General features: G+C 60.8%; 21 protein-coding genes. 9 read left to right on the top strand and 12 right to left on the bottom strand.

Annotated features, from left to right (window positions below; genetic code table 11):
- Positions 1 to 223: 223 nt before the first annotated feature.
- The 6 genes from NA645_RS18190 to NA645_RS18215 form a co-directional block, all read right to left on the bottom strand.
- A complete protein-coding gene (locus NA645_RS18190) occupies positions 224 to 2,173 on the bottom strand; it encodes a DNA topoisomerase III (protein ID WP_256050138.1) in 1,950 nt (649 codons plus the stop codon).
- Between the two features lie 154 nt (positions 2,174 to 2,327).
- A complete protein-coding gene (gene plsB / locus NA645_RS18195) occupies positions 2,328 to 4,817 on the bottom strand; it encodes a glycerol-3-phosphate 1-O-acyltransferase PlsB (RefSeq protein WP_256050139.1) in 2,490 nt (829 codons plus the stop codon).
- Positions 4,818 to 4,991: 174 nt separating this feature from the next.
- A complete protein-coding gene (locus NA645_RS18200; RefSeq protein WP_256050140.1) occupies positions 4,992 to 5,399 on the bottom strand; it encodes an ester cyclase in 408 nt (135 codons plus the stop codon).
- 116 nt (positions 5,400 to 5,515) lie between these two features.
- Positions 5,516 to 5,848 (bottom strand): hypothetical protein, encoded by a 333-nt coding sequence (locus NA645_RS18205; protein ID WP_256050141.1) that lies wholly within the window; start codon positions 5,846 to 5,848, stop codon positions 5,516 to 5,518.
- Complete coding sequence (locus tag NA645_RS18210) at positions 5,845 to 6,555, bottom strand: class I SAM-dependent methyltransferase (RefSeq protein ID WP_256050142.1); 711 nt, start codon at positions 6,553 to 6,555, stop codon at positions 5,845 to 5,847. Before NA645_RS18210 ends, NA645_RS18205 begins: the two co-directional genes overlap by 4 nt.
- Before the next feature lie 64 nt (positions 6,556 to 6,619).
- Positions 6,620 to 6,880 (bottom strand): hypothetical protein, encoded by a 261-nt coding sequence (locus tag NA645_RS18215; RefSeq protein WP_256050143.1) that lies wholly within the window; start codon positions 6,878 to 6,880, stop codon positions 6,620 to 6,622.
- Positions 6,881 to 7,051: 171 nt separating this feature from the next.
- On the opposite strand from NA645_RS18215, the gene NA645_RS18220 reads away from it, so the two are divergent.
- From NA645_RS18220 to NA645_RS18250, 8 genes are all read left to right on the top strand, one after another.
- Positions 7,052 to 7,462 (top strand): SRPBCC family protein, encoded by a 411-nt coding sequence (locus NA645_RS18220; protein WP_256050144.1) that lies wholly within the window; start codon positions 7,052 to 7,054, stop codon positions 7,460 to 7,462.
- A gap of 137 nt (positions 7,463 to 7,599) precedes the next feature.
- Positions 7,600 to 7,752 (top strand): type II toxin-antitoxin system CcdA family antitoxin, encoded by a 153-nt coding sequence (locus NA645_RS20170; protein WP_336605277.1) that lies wholly within the window; start codon positions 7,600 to 7,602, stop codon positions 7,750 to 7,752.
- A gap of 28 nt (positions 7,753 to 7,780) precedes the next feature.
- A complete protein-coding gene (locus NA645_RS20175) occupies positions 7,781 to 7,846 on the top strand; it encodes a type II toxin-antitoxin system CcdA family antitoxin (protein ID WP_336605279.1) in 66 nt (21 codons plus the stop codon).
- Between the two features lie 69 nt (positions 7,847 to 7,915).
- On the top strand, positions 7,916 to 8,164 hold the full coding sequence (locus tag NA645_RS18230; protein ID WP_256050179.1) for a CcdB family protein: 249 nt from the start codon (positions 7,916 to 7,918) through the stop codon (positions 8,162 to 8,164).
- A gap of 387 nt (positions 8,165 to 8,551) precedes the next feature.
- A complete protein-coding gene (locus NA645_RS18235) occupies positions 8,552 to 9,475 on the top strand; it encodes an ABC transporter ATP-binding protein (RefSeq protein ID WP_256050145.1) in 924 nt (307 codons plus the stop codon).
- The gene (locus tag NA645_RS18240) at positions 9,472 to 10,203 is read left to right on the top strand and encodes an ABC transporter permease subunit (RefSeq protein WP_131648321.1); all 732 of its coding nucleotides are present in this window, start codon (positions 9,472 to 9,474) and stop codon (positions 10,201 to 10,203) included. The genes NA645_RS18235 and NA645_RS18240 overlap by 4 nt, the downstream gene beginning before the upstream one ends.
- Before the next feature lie 10 nt (positions 10,204 to 10,213).
- The gene (locus tag NA645_RS18245) at positions 10,214 to 12,049 is read left to right on the top strand and encodes a GldG family protein (RefSeq protein WP_256050147.1); all 1,836 of its coding nucleotides are present in this window, start codon (positions 10,214 to 10,216) and stop codon (positions 12,047 to 12,049) included.
- Between the two features lie 190 nt (positions 12,050 to 12,239).
- Entirely contained in the window at positions 12,240 to 12,449 is a 210-nt protein-coding gene (locus NA645_RS18250) for a cold-shock protein (RefSeq protein ID WP_256050148.1), read from the top strand.
- Between the two features lie 343 nt (positions 12,450 to 12,792).
- Here NA645_RS18250 and NA645_RS18255 read toward each other — a convergent pair whose 3' ends face one another.
- From NA645_RS18255 to NA645_RS18270, 4 genes are all read right to left on the bottom strand, one after another.
- Positions 12,793 to 13,164 (bottom strand): hypothetical protein, encoded by a 372-nt coding sequence (locus NA645_RS18255; protein WP_256050149.1) that lies wholly within the window; start codon positions 13,162 to 13,164, stop codon positions 12,793 to 12,795.
- A gap of 98 nt (positions 13,165 to 13,262) precedes the next feature.
- Entirely contained in the window at positions 13,263 to 14,069 is an 807-nt protein-coding gene (locus tag NA645_RS18260) for a putative RNA methyltransferase (RefSeq protein WP_256050150.1), read from the bottom strand.
- Positions 14,063 to 15,211, bottom strand: coding sequence for a succinyl-diaminopimelate desuccinylase (gene dapE / locus NA645_RS18265; protein ID WP_256050151.1), 1,149 nt, complete (start codon positions 15,209 to 15,211; stop codon positions 14,063 to 14,065). Before dapE ends, NA645_RS18260 begins: the two co-directional genes overlap by 7 nt.
- A 164-nt stretch (positions 15,212 to 15,375) precedes the next feature.
- Entirely contained in the window at positions 15,376 to 16,719 is a 1,344-nt protein-coding gene (locus tag NA645_RS18270) for a DUF2254 domain-containing protein (RefSeq protein WP_256050152.1), read from the bottom strand.
- A 249-nt stretch (positions 16,720 to 16,968) separates the two neighbouring features.
- Here NA645_RS18270 and acs point away from each other — a divergent pair, with 249 nt between their 5' ends.
- Entirely contained in the window at positions 16,969 to 18,924 is a 1,956-nt protein-coding gene (acs, locus tag NA645_RS18275) for an acetate--CoA ligase (protein WP_256050153.1), read from the top strand.
- A gap of 44 nt (positions 18,925 to 18,968) precedes the next feature.
- On the opposite strand, the gene NA645_RS18280 is transcribed toward acs, so the two are convergent.
- Positions 18,969 to 20,090 (bottom strand): mechanosensitive ion channel family protein, encoded by a 1,122-nt coding sequence (locus NA645_RS18280; RefSeq protein ID WP_256050154.1) that lies wholly within the window; start codon positions 20,088 to 20,090, stop codon positions 18,969 to 18,971.
- A gap of 135 nt (positions 20,091 to 20,225) precedes the next feature.
- Positions 20,226 to 20,579: a rhodanese-like domain-containing protein gene (locus NA645_RS18285; protein ID WP_256050155.1), complete on the bottom strand. Its 354-nt coding sequence runs from the start codon at positions 20,577 to 20,579 to the stop codon at positions 20,226 to 20,228.
- Positions 20,580 to 21,096 lie beyond the last annotated feature (517 nt).

Here is a 21,096-nt window from a genome sequence, read left to right on the forward strand (position 1 = left end):
AACAAGGCTGCTTTCCGAAAGCAGCCTCGTCTGATTGCGAGGCCTGGCTGTGTAAACCCGGTCGCTTGTCTTCTGTGGGAGCGAGCTTGCTCGCGAAGCTTTAGCGTGATGCCACTCTTCGCGAGCAAGCTCGCTCCTACAGGTCGGGATCGGCGTGATGCTTTTGTGGGCCAGCTTGCTGGCGAAGCCTGTTGGGGCTCGATGGCATTTTCGCGGGCAAGCTTTACGCCTCGACTGACGCCTTGCGTGACTTCCGTTTTCCAGCGCTGGCAGCCTTGCGCGGTGTCGCCTTGCGTTTCTTCTTCCAGGGCGCAGCGTTACCGGCCGGGCTTGCCGGTCCGGTGATGGTCAGGCTCAGCCCGCGGCAGCGTTCCACCTGTTTGCGCATCCAAGCCGATTGCTTGGCGACGAATTCCTCCAGACTCATCTCGCCGCTCTGCACCATGTCCAGCGCCTGTTCCCAGATCGCCGTGGTGCCAGGGTCGGCAATCGCCCGCGGCACGGCATCGATCAGGCTGAAGGCAGCCGGGCTGGCCGACAGCGCCTTGCCTTGCTTGGTCAGATAGCCGCGGTCCAGCAGCCCTTGAATGATGCCGGCGCGCGTCGCTTCGGTGCCGATGCCGGTAGTGTCCTTGAGCTTCTGCTTGAGGCGGGGGTCGTCCACCAGCTTGGCGACGTTCTTCATCGCTTTGATCAGATCGCCCTCGGTGAAGGGCTTGGGCGGCTGGGTCCAGAGGTCCTTGAGGTTTACGCTCATGACATTGCAGTGCTGGCCTTCGCTCAACACCGGCAGTGCCTGGGCAGGTGCCGGCTCGCGACCCTTGACGGGCGTCAGCGCCTCGGGCAGCGCGCGGCGCCAGCCGGGTTCGACGATCACCTTGCCCACCGCCCGCAGCGCCTGCCCGGCGCAGTCGAAATCCGCCTGGGTGCGGTCGTATTCGTGATTCGGCAGGAACTGCGCCAGGTAGCGGGCGCGAATCAGCGTATAGACCGCGCGTTGCTTGCCGACCAGACGTGACAGGTCGGTAACGGCGGCGGTGGGGATGATGCCATGGTGGGCGCTGACCTTGGCGTCGTTCCAAGCGCGGGAGCGGCGTTGCGGCTGTACGTGGGTGAGCAGTTCGGACAGCGGCGGATCGCTGCGGCCAAGGGCGGCGATGATCGCCGGGGCCTCGCCGTGCTGGCTCAGCGGCAGGTAGCCGCAATCGCTGCGCGGGTAGGTGATTAGCTTGTGGGTTTCGTAGAGCGCCTGGGCGATATCCAGGGTTTCCTGGGCACCGAGGCCGAGTTTCTTCGAGCAGACTTCCTGCAGGGTGCCGAGGTCGAAGAGCAGTGGTGGCGCTTCACGCATGCGCTCGGTGCGTACCTTCAGCACCTGCGCCTGCTCAGCGCTTTCGATGGCGGTAGCTGCCTGGCGCGCATGTTCCGGGTCGAGGCAACGGCCCTGGTCGTCGCAGCGATCCTCGGCGGCGCGCCATTGTGCGGTGAAGGGCATGCCGTCGGCCCGCAGCGCGACCTCAATGCTCCAGTAAGGCACCGGCACGAAGCCGGCGATGCTGCGGTCGCGATCCACCACCAGGCGCAGCGTTGGCGTCTGCACCCGGCCCACCGGCAGCACGCCCTGATAGCCGGACTGACGGCCTAGCAAGGTGAACAATCGGCTCATATTCATTCCGATCAACCAGTCGGCCCGCGAGCGGCCCAGTGCCGAATGATAGAGGCTGAAGGTTTCGGCGCCGGGCTTGAGTGTGGCCAGCGCCTTGCGGATCGAGGCATCGTCCAGCGCCGACAGCCAGAGCCGCTGGATAGGGCCGCGATAACGACAGTGTTCCACCAACTCACGGGCGATCATCTCGCCTTCGCGGTCGGCGTCGGTGGCGATCACCAATTCGCTGGCCTCGCCGAGCAGCCGCTTGACGGCCTTGAACTGGCTGGCGGTTTTTGGCTTGACTTGCATCTTCCAGCGCTCGGGAATGATCGGCAGATCGCCCAGCACCCAGCGCTTGAAGCGGGCGTCGTAGGCATCCGGCGGTGCGGTTTCCAGTAGATGGCCGATGCACCAGGTCACGGTCACGCCGGGGCCGAGCAAACAGCCGTCGCCACGTCGATTGGCGCCGAGCACCTTGGCGATGTCCTTGGCCTGGGAGGGTTTTTCGCAGAGAAACAGCCGCATCGCCGTCATCTATCCATTTTTCACAATGGGCATAGCATGAGCAGCGGAGCGACTTCAGGCAATCTTTATCTGTATGGATATACAGGTTTTGTCATCTGCATCGGATCCTCGACCGTGCTGGTTGCCATCTGCCGGGTTCCGACGCGAGGGGCTTTTAGCCCTGGTCGACCGCAACGTCTTCCTCGTGCCGTTCCAGCGCCACCTGATGGATCGACAGGCGAATCTCGGCGGGCAAAACCCGTTTGGCTACGCCTTCGGCCAGCTCGCCGAGCTTGTCGTGGTAAGCGAGTTTGCCGGCCTCGTCCTGACGCAGCACGTCTTGCTCCTGAAGGCTCTCGATGAAATGGCGGAACAGACTCTTGTCGAAGAATTCCGGTGCGTTCAACCCATGCAGGATCGACAGCCGCTGAGCCATCACCGTGCAGAGCGTCTCCAACTCTTGGGCGGTGAGGCTGTGCTGGCCGCTGTTGAGCAGCAGCGAGATCGCCATGTAGAAGCGCTGCAGTGTCTGCACGATTACCCGCGCCAGTAGCGTAAGCAGCACGAACTGACGGGAACTAGGCGCCGGACGGACATAGATTTCGCCATCGAGTTTGAGCAGACCCTGCTCGACGAAGGCCGCCAGCCACTGGTCGATCACCGCCTCCAGTTCTTCCGGCTCCCAGCGTATGAACAGCTCGGCTCGCAGGTAGGGATACAGCGCCAGGGTGAAGCGCAGGATCTGCTTGCGGCTGATCCGTGAACTGCTCTGGAAGAAGCTCGCCAGTAGCGCCGGCAGGGCGAAGATGTGCATTACGTTGTTGCGGTAATAGGTCATCAGGACGGCGTTCTGCTCGTCGAGATAGAGGATGTTGCCCAGCGCGTCCTTCTGTTCGGCAAGCAGGCCAAGGGCTTTCACGTAGTCGATCAGCACCTCGCCATTGCCGTCCGGCAGCGTTGTATGAGGCGAGTAGGGCACTGCGCGCAACAGGCGCTGATAGAGATCGAGGATGCGTGCCAACGAACGATGATCCAACGCTTGACGGCTGGTGGACAGCATCGCCAGCGCCACCAGGTTGACCGGATTGACCGCCGCCGCTTCGTTGAGCCTCTGGGCGATGCGCTCGGCGAGGCGATTGGTCGTGCCGCTGAGCCATTCCGGACGGTCGCTCGGTGCCAGGCTTTGCTGGCGCCAGCCGGGTTGCTCCCGGTCGAGAAATTCGTTGAGCCGGAGCGGTTCGCCGAAATTCACCCAGACCTGGCCGAAACGCTGTTTGAGCGCGCCGATGACCTTGAAGATGTCGAAGATCGATTCCTTTTTCTTCTGCGCGCCGCGCAACTCGCCCAGGTAAGTGCGACCTTCCAGCACGCGCTCATAGCCGATGTACACCGGCACGAAGAGGATCGGCAATCGCGGCGAGCGCAGGTAGCTGCGAAGCGTGATCGCCAGCATGCCGGTTTTTGGCTGCAGCATGCGCCCGGTGCGCGAGCGACCGCCCTCGACGAAGTACTCCACCGGGAAACCGCGGGTGAAGAGGGTATGCAGGTATTCGTTGAATACCGCGGTGTAGAGTGGGTTCCCTTTGAACGAGCGGCGCATGAAGAATGCGCCGCCACGGCGCAGCAGCCCGCCGACTATCGGCATGTTGAGATTGATGCCGGCGGCGATGTGCGGCGGCGTCAGCCCGTTGCGGAACAGCAGGTAGGACAGCAGCAGGTAGTCGATATGGCTGCGGTGGCAGGGCACGTAGATGACCTCGTGGCCGCGCACCGCCTCCTGCAGTGGCTCGATGTGATTGACCCGGATGCCGTCGTAGATCTTGTTCCAGAACCAGGACAGCACCACCTCGAGAAAGCGCACCGCCGTATAGGCATAGTCCGACGCGATCTCGTTGCCGTAGCGCAGCGCTTTGGCCTCGGCCTTCTCCACGGAAATATTCTCGCGCTCGGCCTCGTCGCGGATCGCCTGACGCACCGCGGGGGCGTGCACTAGCCCCTTGACCAGGTTGCGCCGGTGCGAAAGGTCCGGGCCGATCACCGAGGTTTTCTGCTGACGGAAGTGTACCCGCAGCATGCGATGGACCATGCGCAGGGTGCGCTCGTGCCCCTTGTTCATCGCCACCAGTTCGTCGAGCTGGATCGGCGTGGAGAACTGCACACGCGTCTTGCGCCCGAGGATCAGGATGCTCAGCAGCTTGCGCAGCCGCCCGGTCACCGCCCAGCTATCGGCGAACAGCAGCTTCCAGGGACTCGTTTCGCGATCCGGCGACTGGCCCCAGAACACGCTCACCGGGACGATCTGCGCGTTATCCACGGCATTCTGTTCCAGCGCGCCGACCAGACGAACGAGCGGCGCCGGAGGCACGACTCGTGTACGCCGGCCGAACCAGCTCGCCGCAGGGCTGAGGAAGATGAATGCCGCCGGCTCGATATGGCTACCCACAGCGACCTCCGCCACCGGACGCGGCAAACCGGCCTTGCCGCACTCTTGATCGAGCACCGCCAGATCGCTCAGCGAGGCGCGTTGCAACACATAAAACACCGGCCTGCTGCGGTCCAGCTTGAGGTTGAAAGCTGACTGGTTGATGGTTTCCGAGCGCACCCAGAAATACAGCACGCGGCGCAAGATGGAGAAGAGCAGACGACGGATCGGCGAGCGGGTCATACGAAGATTCGGCTAAAAAGGGGCAGGGCCCTCGAAGGCGGCAAGTGTGCCGCAAGCGCAGGCAGCGGACAAAAAAATTGATGCTCGATGTGTGTGTAGGGTGGAAACCGCGCAGCGTATTCCACCGCAGGTATGCCTGCCTGCTGACTCGAGCCGAGGTGTGCCGGCGAAGGGTCAAGTGCCCTCGGTCCGAGTCGACAGCTGTGCCTCGATGGCGGCTTTGTCGATGACGGAGCGGACCTCGACGATCTGCCCGTCCTTGAACGCATAGAAGACGTTCTCCGCGAACGAAACCTTCCGCCCGTCGACATCCAGCTCCAGAAACCGGGCTTTTGGCGAACAGTTGAATTGTAGCCGGCTCGCGACATAAGGGGGCTCGGCAACCAGCAATTCGATGTTGAAGTGCAGATCGGGAATGCTGGCGTAGTCGTTCTCCAGCATTTGGCGATAACCGGCCAGGCCGATCCGCTTGCCGTTATGACTCACCTCGTCGTGCACGAAGCGTCCCAGGTTCGACCAATCCCTGTCATTCAGGCAGGCGATGTACTGTCGATAGATGCTGGCCAGGTCGGCTGGGGTCATCGTCGGTTCTCCGTTGCGCGAGTCGTATTGTCGGACTTGAAACACTAGTTCAACTTCGCGCAATGCGTGCTGGCTATGCGAGCTTCGGAAACCGACAGCGGCAACGGTGGATGCCTTCAGCGCGTCCGAACGCGGGCACCGGCACAGGCACCGACCAGCAACAGCAGTGACCACACCAACAGGAACACCAGGCCTACCGCCATCAAGGGGCTGGGCGGCAAGAACAGCAACAGGTACAGCGCCTGCCCGACTATGCCACCCAGATAGTGCGCCCAGAGCGGCTTCGGCACCGCAACGCCCGAGAGCAATCCTGCTGCCAACAGCGCGCCGCTGTAGTACAGGCCTACGTCCCAGGGTTCAGCCCGACCGGTGATCCAGGGCGACAACGCCCAGATAGCCGCCCCTGCAAGCGCTGCGATCAGGAAGGGCAGGGGCCATGTCCGGCTCATGGCGCCTCGCCTGATGCACGTCTCGCGAACCAGGCATGGATCAACCCGGCCTGGTAGAACAGAATGGGCTCATCGAAGCCACCAGCCTTGAGGATAGATGCGATCTCCGAGGTAGGAAGTATCGCGACGTCCTTGGCGTAAGCCGCACGCATCTGCTCCAGGCCTGCAGCAGGAATATCCGCCTTCTGCATCATCTTCAACCATGCATCGAGAAGGGCATCGTATTCGCTGGAAGTCGTATCCGATGCCAGATCAGAACTTGCCAATATCGCGCCGGGGCGAAGCCTTGCGGCTATGGTTCGGAAAAAGTCGGCTCGGGCTTCCCGTTCCAGAATGAACTGGGAAACCAGAAAACAGGTTGCTGCATCGAAGGTATCTCCGCCAGGCAGCGATTCCAGATATCCCTCATGGAAATCACAGCGGGAGACGAACCCTCCCTTCACCGCCTTGTTGCGACACACATCGAGCATGGCGCCGGAGGGCTCCACGGCGGTAAAGGTCCACAGGGGATAACGCCTGGCGAGATAATCGATCTCTTCGCCCGTGCCAGCACCAACACAAAGAATTCGCGCATCGGCCGGCAGCTCGGCAAGCACCGCTTCCAGCAGCAAATGCAATGCGCTTCGAATCGGCGCTGTCTTGGCCCAGCGCTCGTCGTAACTCGAAGCCTGTTGATCGAATATGGCTTTGATTTCATCGCTCTGCATCGTGGGCTCCATCGCAGTGGAAGTCGGGCTTGCAAGCTCAGGTAACGGTTATGCGCTTCGGGCCTCAGACATCACGTCTCAGCACCAGCGCCGCTACACCATAGCTCACACCAGCGGTGGCCAATCCCCATACATAGGAGACAGGAACGGCAATCGCCGCCCACATGCGTGCTTCCGGGTCCGCAGGGTAGATGAAGGATGTGAACGCCACCAATGCCGGCAAAACCAGCCCGACGCCGGCAATCGCTACCAATGCTTTAACACGGCGCCAACGCAAATAGCCCGCCAAGAGTAGCGTTGCCATAAGGCCTGTCACGAATGCCATCGATGCCTCCTTAACATGTTGGACTGAAAGCGAGGAATAGGCGGGCAGGTCACTTGCCGGTTCGCTACCGCACCAGAGGATTGCATATCTGCCGTGACAACTACCGTGTCGAATTTCCACTTCACCGTTCGACCACAGGGCAGGGCAACCGCAAATCGAAAGGAGACAGCTATGAAAATCACCGTAGAGACTCGCGTAAAGGCCGAGCTAGGCAAGGTCTGGGATGCCTACAACAATCCCGCAGACATCAAGCAATGGAATGCGGCTCAGGATGATTGGCACACGACCAGGAGCACCGTCGATCTGCGCGAAGGCGGCACGTTCATGTCGCGCATGGAAGCGAAGGATGGCAGCCTGGGATTCGACTTCGAAGGCACCTACACTCGCGTCGTACCGAAGAAGCTCATCGAATACCGGATGGGCGATGGCCGTGAGGCCGAGATCGAGTTTGCCGAGCGCCCTGACGGCGTTCTCGTGACCGTCAGGTTCGATGCGGAGACCGCAAACCCGCCCGAACTCCAGCGCCAGGGTTGGCAGGCCATTCTGGACAACTTCGGTCGGCATGTGGAGGACAGGAGCTGAGACGGGGCGCTGAAAGGGGTGGCGTTTGCCCATCCAGTAAGCGAAGCGAACGGTTGCGTCTGTTGTCGGATGCGCCTTTGACGGAGCGCCGGCATGCGCACAATATCTGCGCATGCAATAGCCAAGGAGTGAAGACCGTGCTCGCGGCTTATGACCCACATGTCCCAAAGCGGGCTGCTAACCTCAGTGTTAACGGTGACTTACTTCATAAATCCAAAGACTTGAATATCAACCTCTCCGCGACATTGGAACAGGCTCTGGTCGAGACCCTGAAGAAAAAAACAGCGTGAGCAATGGCTGGCAGAGAACAGCAAAGCCATCGATGCCTATAACGAATACGTGGAAGCCCAGGGCATGTTCAGCGATGAGCTGCGGAGCTTTTGATGCCTCAGTTTGCCGTTTACAAAGAACACAAACTCAGCCACCAAGGCTGCCGTACCCTTCCTGCTCGATGTGCAAAGCGATTTAATCGCCGAGCTGGGTACGCGAGTTGTGGTGCCTCTCCTCACGGCTTCTGCCATGAAAGGAAAAATCCTCAGGACCCTCACGCCAACCTTTGAAATCGAAGGCAGGCAGTACGTGATGGTAACTCCGCAACTGGCCGGTATCGCCAAGAAGCACCTTGGCACCCAAGTTGCGGAACTCTCCGCACAACGCGATGAAATCATTGCTGCTCTTGATTTGCTTATCACCGAAATTTGATAGGTGTATCTAACGCTTGATGAATTGTTAGACATTCTTAGTGGCCGGCATCGAGCAATTTAACGATTCAGCGCGGAACCCTAAAAGTGCACTGCCAGTAGCGTCGATGCCAGATGACGCTGGACGATATCGAGTGCCTGCGACAGCTGTGCCGAATTTCCTCAGGTACTGAAATAGCCATGATGTTTAACGATTAAGAGGCGAGCAGAAGCGTAGCTTTGCGAGAGTCTAGTGAGCGAGGCGAACGATGCAATCTCCGGTAAATCTCCCAACCGCTTTGTCCGTTGCATTCGCCGCGCCCATCTTCATATAGTTCCGCCGGCATTTTTGCAGGCCGGGTGCGTGGTGCATGCGTGGCGCCGGCCTTGATCCATGGATGAGAGGCCAATGATCGAGTTAAAGAATCTGACCAAACGATTTGCCCAGCACACGGCGGTCGATGCGCTGTCGTTCAGCGTCCAGCCTGGTGAGGTGCTGGGTTTTCTCGGCCCCAATGGCGCCGGCAAGTCCACCACCATGAAGATGCTGACCGGTTTTCTCGCGCCGACTTCTGGCACGGCCAGCATTTTCAGTTGCGACATCCAGACCCAGACGCTGCAGGCTCAGCGGCAGATCGGCTATCTGCCGGAAGGCGCGCCGTGTTACGGCGACATGACGGTACGCGGCTTTCTCGAATTCATCGCTGAGGTGCGCGGCTATCGCGGCGCGGACAAGCGCGTACGGGTCGATACCGCGGCGGGGCAGGTGGAGTTGGAAGCGGTGCTCGGCCAGGCGATCGAGACGCTGTCCAAGGGCTTCAAGCGGCGCGTCGGGCTGGCGCAGGCGATCCTGCACGACCCGCGCGTGCTGATCCTCGACGAGCCCACCGATGGCCTGGATCCGAACCAGAAGCATCAGGTGCGCGGGCTGATCCAAGGGCTGGCGCAGGACAAGATCGTCATCATCTCCACGCATATTCTCGAAGAGGTCACTGCGGTGTGTACGCGCGCGGTGGTGATCGCCAGCGGTCGCCTGGTGGCCGATGGCACGCCGTTCGAGCTGGAGAGTCGTTCGAAGTATCACCAGGCGGTGACGCTGGTCAGCGACGGTCCGCTGGATGAGATTGCATTGGCAGCCATGCCGGGCGTGGCGGGGGTCGAGCACAACGAGCCGGAACACAGCGTCACGGTGCTGGCCAAGCCGGGTGAGGTGATCTTCCCGCAAATCAACGCCTTGATCGGCCAGCAGGGTTGGCCGGTGAAGGAGCTGAACGTGGAGCGTGGGCGGCTGGACGAGGTGTTCCGTACATTGACCCGCGGGGAGGCGCTATGAGCCAGTTGCCGGTGATCTTCAAGCGCGAGCTGGGCAGTTATTTCGCCACGCCGCTCGCCTATGTGTTCATTCTGATTTTCCTGGTGCTGTCCGGGGTGTTCACCTTTTATCTGGGCGGCTTCTACGAACGAGGCCAGGCGGATCTGGTGCCATTCTTCGGCTTCCATACCTGGTTGTACCTGTTCCTTATCCCCGCCATCGCGATGCGCTTATGGGCGGAGGAGCGTAAATCCGGCTCCATCGAATTGTTGATGACGCTACCGATCAGCCTGTTCGAGGCAGTCACCGGCAAGTTTCTCGCCGCCTGGGTGTTCGCTGGCATGGCGCTACTGCTGACCTTTCCGATGGTCATCACCGTCAACTACCTCGGCGAGCCGGACAACGGCGCGATCGCCGCCGGTTACTTCGGCAGCTGGCTGCTGGCGGGTGCCTTCCTGGCGATAGGTTCGTGCATGTCGGCGCTGGCGAAGAATCAGGTGATCGCCTTCATTCTTGCCGTCAGCGTGTGCTTTCTATTCATCGTCAGCGGCCTGCCGATGGTGCTCGACGCCTTTGCCTGGGCACCGCAGTGGCTGGTGGATGCGGTGGCATCCCTGAGTTTCCTAATCCGTTTCGACTCGCTCAGCAAGGGCGTGATCGATCTGCGCGACCTGCTGTATTTCGTCACGCTGATCATCGCCTGGCTGGCGGCCACCGCCGTGGTCGTCGATCTGAAGAAAGCGGCATAAGGGAGCCCACATGAAACGAGTGATTTATTCAGGCGCCGGGCTGCTGCTGATCGCGCTGGCGTTTCTGGCGTTCAACATCTTCTCCAGTCTGCTGTTCACCGGTGCCCGGCTGGACCTGACCGAGCAGAAGCTCTACACCATTTCCGAAGGCACCGAGACCATCCTCGATGAACTCAAAGAGCCCATTGAACTGCATTTTTTCTATTCCGACCATGCGGTGAAAGACCTGGTAGCGCTGCGTAACTACGCCCGGCGCGTCGAGGAAATGCTGCGCGCCTACGAGCGCGAGGCGGGAGGCAAGATCAAGCTGCACGTGATTGACCCGCTGCCGTTCTCGGAAGAGGAAGATCGCGCCGCCGAGCTGGGCCTGCAAGCGGTGCCGTTGAACCAGAGCGGCGACACGATCTACTTCGGCCTTGCTGGTACCAACGCCGAAGGCCAGACGCAGGGCATTCCGTTCTTCCCGCTGGATCAGGAGGAGTTTCTGGAATACGAGATCAGCCGCCTGGTGCAAACGCTTGCGGCGCCGCAGATGCCCGTCGTGGGCGTACTGTCCGGGTTGCAGATCAATGGCGGTTTCGACATGCGTACTCAGCAGGCGACGCAGCCCTGGATGGTGCTGGAGAACATCCGCCAGGTTTTCCATATCGAGAGTCTCAAGCGCGACGTCGACATGATCCCGGCCAGCGTGTCGGTGCTGATGCTGGTGCACCCCAAGGATCTTCCCGAGCAGACGCTCTACGCCATCGACCAGTTCGTCATGCGTGGCGGCAAGCTGCTGGTGTTCGTAGATCCTTACAGCGAAGCCGATCTTGGCATGGGCATCGGCCCGGGCGAGTTCGGCGAGAACAAGGCGTCCGATCTGGAGCCGCTGTTCAAGGCCTGGGGCGTGCGCATGGATGCCGAGCAGGTGGTGGCGGATGCGTCCTACGCGATGTCCGTCGGTGTTGGCGCCGAACGCCGGTCGGTCCGCCATCCGGGCTGGTTGAACCTACCGCAAGGCACCATGGATGCCGAGGACGTCACCATTGCCTCGCTGGAAAGCCTGACGGTGGCCACGGCTGGTTTCCTCGAGCCGCTGGAGGATGCAACGACCCGCTTCACGCCGCTGATCCAGAGCTCAAGCTACGCCATGCCATTCGAGGCGGTGCGCTTCGCCACCCTGGACAATCCGGAAGTGCTGCTACGCGAGCTGGAGCCGACCGGCGAGCGCTACACCCTGGCCGCGCGCATTCAGGGGCCGGCGCTATCGGCCTATCCGGACGGGATCGAAGGGCGTACAGACGGCCTCAAGAAAGCGGCTCACATCAATGTCATCGCTGTTGCGGATACCGATCTGCTAGCCGACCGTATGTGGGTGCAGGTGCAGGATTTCTTCGGCCAGCGCCTGCCGCAGCCCTGGGCTGACAACGGCACCTTCGTGGTCAACGCGCTGGACAACCTCGCCGGTACCGATGCATTGATCAGCATTCGTTCGCGCGGCCGCTTTGCCCGGCCTTTCGTGGTTGTCGAGGAATTGCAGCGTCAGGCCGAAAACCGTTTCCGCGAGACGGAAAACGTCCTACAGCAGCGCTTGGCCGCGACGGAAGCGAAGCTGTCCGAGTTGCAGAGCCCGGACCCTGGACAGGCACTGGAACTGAGCGCCGAGCAGGAGGCGGCATTGCACAACTTCATGCAGGAGAAGCTGAGCATCCGCAAAGAGCTGCGCGAGGTGCGCTACCAGCTCAACGCTGACATCGAGGCGCTGGGCCGCACGCTGAAGTTCGTCAATATCGCCCTGATACCGCTGCTGCTGACTTTGGGTGTGCTGCTGGCGTGGTTGTGGCGCAGGTGCAGGATTGGCTGAGGTCGCGTTCAACGGCTGCAAAACAACCGAAGCCGAGAGTTTCGTGTTTATACTCAGCCGGCGAACGGCCTGGAAACGCACCTGTCATGTCTGTTCCGTAGATTGTCGGGCGGACGGCTTGCTGCAGCCGGGCCGGATCGTTCCATCCCCACGGTGGGGAATAACAAGAATCGAGTTGGAGAAAGTTAGGATGGCTGAGCGCGAGACCGGAACCGTCAAGTGGTTCAACGATGCCAAGGGTTATGGATTCATCCAGCGTGGTAGTGGTCCGGATGTGTTTGTTCACTATCAGGCGATTCGTGGCGAAGGCCACCGCTCTCTGGCTGAAGGTCAGCAGGTGGAATTCTCGGTTATCCAGGGCCAGAAGGGCTTGCAGGCCGAGGACGTAGCGGGGTTCTGACCCTTACTGCGGCAATGAAGAGGCCCGTCGCTCGATGGCCTACATTGATGACAAACCCTGCTAACCAGCGGGGTTTGTTTTTGATGAAGTCGTTTCTAGGCAGTTTGCTGGAACGAGCTGGAGCAGTAGATCCAGCTTCCTTGCAAGGCGCGCCTCCAGATTCGGTGCGCACCTAGCTGCTTTTGTGGGAGGCCGGCCCTCCGGGCGAAGCTTTGACTTTTTTGGGCGGGCTTCAGCCCACCTCAGTGACGCCCATGGTGGTTTTCGGCCGAATGAATTCGGCCCCACGGATGTGCGCTTCCAAAATGGAACAAGCCACCAAGGATCCGTTCCGAGGCCCCATTCAATCCGTACGCCAGACGATTTCTTCTTCACCGCGTTCGCTGATGCTGATCCAGCGATCGGCATCTTCCACTGATTCTTCTTCCTGCCAGCCGCCGGGCGCGCAGCGGATTTCCACCCCCAACGCCTGGTACGCCGCACGCGCGCAGGCGACATCGTCCTCCCAGGGCGTTGCGTCGCTTTCGAGCAGCAGGCTATGCCATTTGCCGACCGCCTTCGGCAGCCAGGTGATCGGGACGTGTCCAGCGCGGCACTTGAACGTCTTACCTTTGGGTTGCCACGCAGAGCAGGGCCCGACGGCCAGGTTCAGCCAGTCGGTGACGGCGTCCTGGCTGGCATCCCTGAGGTAGATCTCGATGTCCGGTTGACGCATGGGCGGCTGCCTTGTTGGGTGATGTGTCAGTTGATTCTGTGGTCGGTCGGTTTCTGTAGGCCCGCTTGCGACGAGGCGTCTGCAAGATGGCCGCAACACTAGGCGTCGAGCTGAATCCAGTCGTAGCGTATCGCAACCCGCACACGCAGTGGCGCCTCGATCACCGCGGCGCGGCGTTCGGCGCTGGCGCGCCAGCCGTGTGGGGTCATCGCCAGCAAGTCGGCACGGTCGTCGGCGCTGTCCAGCTGTAGTTCGAAGGTCAGCGTTTCGCTGTGAGCGAGGTGCATGCCTTCGGGAATCAGCGACAGGTGCTTTTCGTCATCATAGTCACGTACTTCGTCATACAGCAGACCGCGCAATTCCCATAGATGCTCGCGGGTCGGGCCCATGCGCAACAGGCCTCCACCGGGTGCGAGCAGGCGCCGGGTTTCGGACCAATCCAGTGGGCTGAATACGCTGGCGAGCAAGTCGCAGCTGGCATCTGCCAGCGGTACTCGGGCCATGCTCGCCACCAGCCATTCAAGCTGCGGCGCACGTTTGCAGGCGCGCTTGACCGCCTCGCGGGAAATATCCAGTGCATAGCCTTCAGCATTCGGCAACGCCTGGGCGATCTGTGCGGTGTAATAACCCTCGCCACAACCGATATCCAACCAGCGACCAGGCGCACGCTCAGCCGCCAGCTGCGCCAACCGTGCGGCCAGCGGCGCATAGTGCCCGCCATCGAGAAAGCGCCGCCGTGCCTCGACCATCGCCTGGTTGTCGCCGGGGTCGCGGCTGTTCTTGTGCTGCACCGGCAGCAGATTGAGATAACCCTGACGGGCACGATCGAAACGGTGATTGGCCGGGCAAGCGACGCCATTGTCGACTGCGTTGAGCCCGGCGCGGCAGATGGGGCAGATCAGCATGCGAGCAGATTGACCAGCGTTTGGTAGTAGATCTCGGTCAGCAGATCGAGATCGCTGGCCAGGATATGTTCGTCCACTTGATGAATCGTTGCGTTGACCGGGCCCAGCTCGACCACTTGGGTTCCCAGGGTAGCGATGAAGCGACCATCCGACGTGCCACCGCTGGTGGAAGGCGTCGTTTCGCGACCGGTCACGCTGCGGATCGCCGCGGCCACGCCGTCGAGCAGTTCGCCCGGCTCGGTGAGGAAGGGCTGGCCCGACAACGCCCAATCGACGCTCCAGTCCAGCCCATGCTTGTCGAGAATCGCCGCGGTGCGTTGCTGCAAGCCTTCGACGGTGGATTCGGTGGAAAAACGGAAGTTGAACACAGCCTCCAGCGCGCCGGGGATGACATTGGTCGCGCCGGTCCCGGAATTCAGGTTGGATATCTGGAAGCTGGTCGGCGGGAAGAAGGCGTTGCCATCGTCCCAGTGTTCGGCGGCCAGTTCGGCCAGCGCTGGCGCGGCCAGGTGAATCGGGTTCTTCGCCAGGTGCGGATAGGCCACGTGACCTTGCTGACCGCGTACGGTCAGGGTGCCGCCGAGCGAGCCGCGGCGGCCATTCTTCACTACATCACCCACCAGCGTGGTGCTTGACGGCTCGCCGACAATGCACCAGTCCAGGCGCTGACCGCGTTCGCGCAGACGCTCGACCACAGCCTTGGTGCCGTGGTGCGCGGGGCCCTCTTCGTCGCTGGTAATAAGGAAGGCGATTTGCCCTTTGTGATTCGGATGATCGGCGGTGAAGCGCTCCACCGCGATGATCATCGAGGCCAGGCTACCTTTCATGTCCGCCGCGCCTCGGCCGTGGAGCATGCCATGCTCGTCGATGTGCGCCCTGAATGGTGGGTTATGCCACGCCTGCACCGGCCCGGTCGGGACTACGTCGGTATGGCCGGCGAAACACAGAACCGGCCCTTCGTTGCCGCGAACTGCCCAGAAGTTCTCGACATCCTCGATGTGCATCGGCTCGATGGCGAAACCGCAGGCGGCAAGACGCTCGCTCATTAGTTGCTGGCAACCTTCGTCCAGCGGGGTCACCGATGGACGATTGATCAGCTCGCAGGCGAGTTCGACAGTCGGGGAGAGGGCTGCGGCGGTCATTACGGCTCCGGTACGGCGAAAGGTGGCCATATTAAATTAAAAAGCACGCCAGCAGAGCGCTGGCAACGGGGCGAAAGAACGGCATTCGCCATGCTTGTTGGAACCGCTTGCAAACGACTGGCGCGAACCATGGACGCTCGAGTACGTCTGGCATGGTCCAGGGGCTAGGTTGACGCCTTTGGTTGGTTTACTCCGTTGACGGGAAGAGGCGCTATGGTCAGAGACCCGCGTTCGAGTTCGGCCAGGCGCTCGAGTGCCTCGTTCACTGTTCGGCGGTCCTGCTGGTTCTGTACTTTCGCGTCGGCTTCTTCACGCAATGCACGCAGCTCGCCGTGAAGCGCCTCCAGCTGCGTTTCGCTCGGATTACCGTGCATGGCATTTTTCAGACACTGCAGCAGCGTGGTCAGAACTTGTGGGTCGTGGCTGCCGTAAACGCGGATAGGGGCTACGACGGTTTGCAGCAGGCGCTGCATGCCTACTTGCGGATAGAAGAGGCGCGGCTGGCCCTTGTCAAAACAGCCAGCGTCGAGGGGTGGCATACCGCCGAGCCGTTTCAACAATACGCCGAGTAAGTTGGTTGCCCGCATCGCCGTTCCGGGGTCGTTGATGGCCGGGCTTATAGCCTTGACTGCTATCTCGGAAATCTGCCGCATGCCGTTAGAGACGTTGTCACCGGCGAATTCGTTGTCATGGAAGTCGAAGCAATCCAATACTTCGCCGGCATCTTCGTCGCTTAGTGGCTTGCTGAGCTTGATCAGCGGATGGCCCTCAATGAGGAAGAAGCCCGGCTCTACCTGAATCATGGCGATAAGGCCCCTTTTGCGTAGCAGCTTGCCCAGGCGCCTTTCGTTCACCTCGCGCAGGTAACCCGGTTGGGCTGCGGACAGGCACCACCAATCGCCAGCATCGGGAAATTCGGCGACCTGGGCGATACGCCGCTTGCGCTTGCCGAGATTGGCCGACGCGCCGTTGTAAAGCTGGCTGAGAACCCAGTCGACCTGAATCGATTGCGAAACCGAGCGAATGAACACGACGAACAAAGCCATGCAGAACATCCCGAACAGCACAGCCAGCAGCAGGCCGAGCACCGGAACGCTTTGCGGGTCGCTCGTGTTGATGCTGGTAATCAGCAGCAGATAGTAGACGATGCTTCCCAGGTAAATGCCGAGAATCACCTGATTGCGTCGGTCGCTGATCAGTCCGGGCAGCACGCGTGGTGACAGACGGGAAGCCGCTCCGTTCAGCACCACCATCACCATCGAGAAGCTGAAGACCACAAGAGAAATGATGCCGGTGATAAGCGTGCCAAGCACCTCGCGGCTGTTGTCGGCATCGATCAGGCCTGGAGGCAGTTCGTCGCGTAGCGTCGCGGCGGTATCTGTCGATTCGAATGCGAAGACCAGGAGGGCCACCACGACATAGAGCGCGGGGATCAGGACCGGATACAAAGCGATGCTTTCAGTAACGCGTCTAACGACGCGAAAGTACAGGTTGGCTGGGTCTGACATCCATCGAACCTCGGCGTTAGCGGGCGGATAGCCTCATCCCTACGACCGCGAAGAACGGCGAAGTACGCCGTGGCCGAACCGTCTATGCTTCAAGGGACGGCGTTTTGCCACGGCTTGCAGCCAGCGGAACGCTTTGAGCCCGCATAGCTCGAACGTGAAGTCGCCCAGGCGCCTGGTTTGATGCATATGGTTCGCCTGAGACAGGGTTATTCGAAACGATAACAAGACCGACGAGTGAGGTATTTACCCATGAGTGCTGAGTCCCTGTATCCCGTAAATCCAGACGTTGCGGCTCGGTCGCTGACCGACGAAGCCACTTACAAAGCCATGTATCAACAGTCGGTGGTCAACCCTGACGGCTTCTGGCGCGAGCAGGCGGAGCGTATTGACTGGATCAAACCGTTCACACGCGTCAAGCAGACATCCTTCGATGATCATCACGTCGACATCAAGTGGTTTGCCGATGGCACCTTGAACGTCTCGGCCAACTGTCTGGATCGCCATCTGGACACGCGTGGCGATGAGATCGCGATCATCTGGGAGGGCGATGCTCCCTCGGAGCAGCGCAAGATCACTTACCGTGAGTTGCATCAGGAGGTCAGCAAGTTCGCCAACGCTCTGCGTGGGCAAGATGTGCACCGAGGGGATGTCGTCACTATCTATATGCCGATGATTCCCGAGGTCGCCGTGGCGATGCTGGCCTGCGCACGCATCGGCGCCATCCATTCGGTCGTGTTCGGCGGTTTTTCACCGGAGGCGCTGGCCGGACGAATCATCGACGGCAATTCGAAGGTCGTGATCACGGCCGACGAAGGGCTGCGCGGCGGCAAGGCCATACCGCTGAAGGCTAACGTCGACGAGGCATTGACTAACCCGAAAACCCGCTGCGTGCAGAAGATCATCGTGGTGCGGCGTACCGGCGGCAACATCAAATGGAATCAGCATCGCGACATCTGGTACGAGGATTTGATGCGCGTTGCGGGAGAAGTCTGCGCGCCCAAGGAAATGGGAGCGGAGGAGCCGCTGTTCATTCTTTATACCTCCGGCTCAACCGGAAAACCCAAAGGCGTGATGCATACCACGGGCGGCTATCTGCTCTATGCCGCGCTGACCCACGAGCGGGTCTTCGACTATCGACCCGGCGAGATCTACTGGTGTACCGCCGACGTGGGCTGGATCACCGGACACAGCTACATCATCTACGGGCCGCTGGCCAATGGCGCGACCACCTTGATGTTCGAAGGTGTACCCAATTATCCCGATGTGACGCGGATCGCGCAGATCATCGACAAGCACAAGGTCAACATTCTCTATACCGCGCCCACGGCGATCCGCTCGATGATGGCCGAAGGCAGCGCGGCGATGGAGGGTGCCGATGGGTCGAGCCTGCGGTTGCTCGGTACGGTGGGTGAGCCGATCAATCCGGAAGCCTGGCACTGGTATTACGAGACGGTTGGGCGATCACACTGCCCGATCGTCGATACCTGGTGGCAAACCGAGACCGGCGGCATCCTCATCAGCCCGCTGCCGGGTGCAACCGCACTGAAGCCAGGTTCTGCGACGCGGCCTTTCTTCGGCATAGTACCGGGGTTGGTGGATAACCTCGGTAACCTCTTGGAAGGCGCGACCGACGGCAATCTGGTGATCCTCGACTCCTGGCCAGGGCAGATGCGCAGCATCTATCGTGACCATGACCGCTTCGTCGATACCTACTTCAAAACCTTTCGCGGCATGTATTTCACCGGAGACGGCGCGCGCCGCGACGAGGATGGTTATTACTGGATCACTGGCCGGGTAGACGACGTGCTGAACGTTTCCGGCCACCGTATGGGGACAGCCGAAATCGAAAGCGCCCTGGTGGCGCATCGCAAAGTGGCCGAAGCGGCTGCGGTGGGTGTGCCGCATCCGCTCAAGGGGCAGGGGATCTATGTGTATGTGACGCTGGTGACAGGGGAGGAGTCTTCCGATCAGCTGCGTCAGGAACTGCAACAGTGGGTGCGCAAGGAGATCGGACCAATCGCCGTGCCGGACGTGATTCAGTGGGCGCCGGGGCTGCCGAAGACGCGCTCGGGCAAGATCATGCGGCGCATTCTGCGCAAGATCGCCGCTGACGAATACGACGCCCTGGGCGATATCTCGACACTGGCTGACCCGGGCGTCGTGGAGCAATTAATTGAAACCCACAAGCAGATCCGTCTGCCTTGAAGCGAGCCGCGGCGGCGTCCACTCTGGTCGGACGCCGCCAGTCGTCAGCCGTTTGGCTGAGCGCTCTGAGTTTCCTGGTTGGCCGCGGGTTTTTCCTTGGGAATACCGGCTACGTTCACTTCCGGTAGGTGGCCGCCAGTGAATTCGACCTTGCGAACCGGGAAGGCGAACTGCACGCCCATCTCTCGAATGCCGTCGAGTAGTTGCAGGTTGATTTCCTGCTGAGCGTCCATGTACGCGTTGTAATCCGACACCTGCATGATGTAGACGACCTCGAACGTGAGCTGGCTATTGTCGAAGGCAAGGAAGTGCGCCCGGTCGAATTTGGCGTTCTCCAGGCTCTCGATGATCTGCTTAACCAGTGCTGAAACCTCGCGAACCTTGTCCGACGGCGTCTGATAGGCAATGCCGAACTTGAACACGATCCGCCGCGTGTTCATGCGTTTGTAGTTGTGCAGGACCTGCGTGAGCAGATCGGCGTTGGCGGTGACGATCTGCTCGCCGCTCAATGCTCGAATGCGCGTGGTCCTGAGGCCGATGTGCTCGATTGTCCCGGCGACTTCGCCAAACACGACGAAATCGCCAATCTCGAAGGGCTTGTCCACGCCAATGGACAGAGATGCGAACACGTCGCTGAGCAGCGTCTGGACCGCCAGAGCGATGGCGATACCGCCAACCCCGAGGCTGGCGACCATCGCCGTGATGTCAACGCCGAGGTTGGCCAGGATCGAGAGCAGCATCATCGTCCAGATGACGATGCGGATCATGATGCCGATGATGGTGGTGGTTACCGGGTTTCGCGCCTTGCCGTCGCGGCTCAGGCTTTCCATCCACAGCCTGACGGCGGTGTCCATCCAGAGTGCGAGCTGGAAGGCGAGGGCGATGAACCAGCCATGCGACATCGCCGATTCCCAGCGATCCGGCAGTTCGACGATCTTGAGGCTGATCAGTAACGAGAGAGCAATCAGTAACAGATGGCTGGTGCGGCTGAGCATTTCCGCCGCAATGGCGACGAAGCCGCTTTTGGAGCGTTTGCTCATCGCCCGCAAACGGCTGGTAATGATCCGCAGAATGGCCTGCAGGATGAGATAGCTGACAATTGTGACGCCAGCGATTATGGCAGTGTTGATCCATAGGGTTTCGTTAAACAGCACGTCCCAATTCATCAATCCGAGTCCTCCGGGCAGTTGCGGGCAGGCGCAAAAAATAGCGGCTTCTTTTTCAGTAGCCGCTGCTACGCATTAGTTCCCGCTAAAGGCGAAGGGAGGTGACGCTGACGGCGATGAACAAGAGCGTGCGGCTCAGCGCGGTGGAACGACTGCTTGCAAGTCCTGATAAGCGCCGGCATTGATGACCTGGCGATAACCCATTTCCTGGAGAAGATCCTGCGCGGCGGATGAGCGACGGCCACTGCGGCAGTACAGAACGATCGGAGCGTCCTTGTCGGGAGCGGCACTGGCGATGCGCTCGGAGAGATCCTGGGTCTCGATTCGCGTCGCGCCGGGCAAAGCGCCCTCGGCGTATTCCTGCGCGGTGCGAACGTCGATCAGAATGCTGTCGGCGCGTTGCAACGCGGCCAGCGCGGCGGGCTGATCGATTTCGCCGCCAATCGCTGTGCCGGTCGCCATCATCAACAACAGAAACAGTGGGTGCATGGATTCTTCTCCGTGCCGCGCTTGGGTGATCAGCTGATCAGGCGAGTCAGGTTCGGCAGGATCAGGATGATCGCCGTAGCGATCAGGATCATGGTGGCCTGCCTGAACTTCTTATGTTTGAACATGGTAGCGGCCTTTCTATTGATCTGGCGCGTGGGCTCCGGTTGCCCGGCTCCCGTCGAGCGTCTTGCCGAAAAAATTACGCGCCGATGAATTGCGACGCGCTGTATAGGTTTGTGGTGGCGGCAACGGTCTGATCCGCTGCCCGACAACGGCCTAATGATCACTCTCGAAGGCGTGGGCTTAATCTCAAGCAATTTACAGGCCAGTAAACGTGAGCTTCATTCAGGCGCGACCTGACGGGGCAGCTTTATGGGCTGATCATCACTCGTGCGCAGCTGCGTGGTTTTCGTTGTCCATGAAATGAACACCTTGAATGGAGACTGACCATGAATAGGCTTGGCGTGCCGGCAATGCTGTTCGCCCTGATCGCTTCAGGCGCCGCGAATGCCGAAGA

This window comes from Stutzerimonas stutzeri, from assembly GCF_024448955.1.
GTDB lineage: Bacteria > Pseudomonadota > Gammaproteobacteria > Pseudomonadales > Pseudomonadaceae > Stutzerimonas > Stutzerimonas stutzeri_AQ.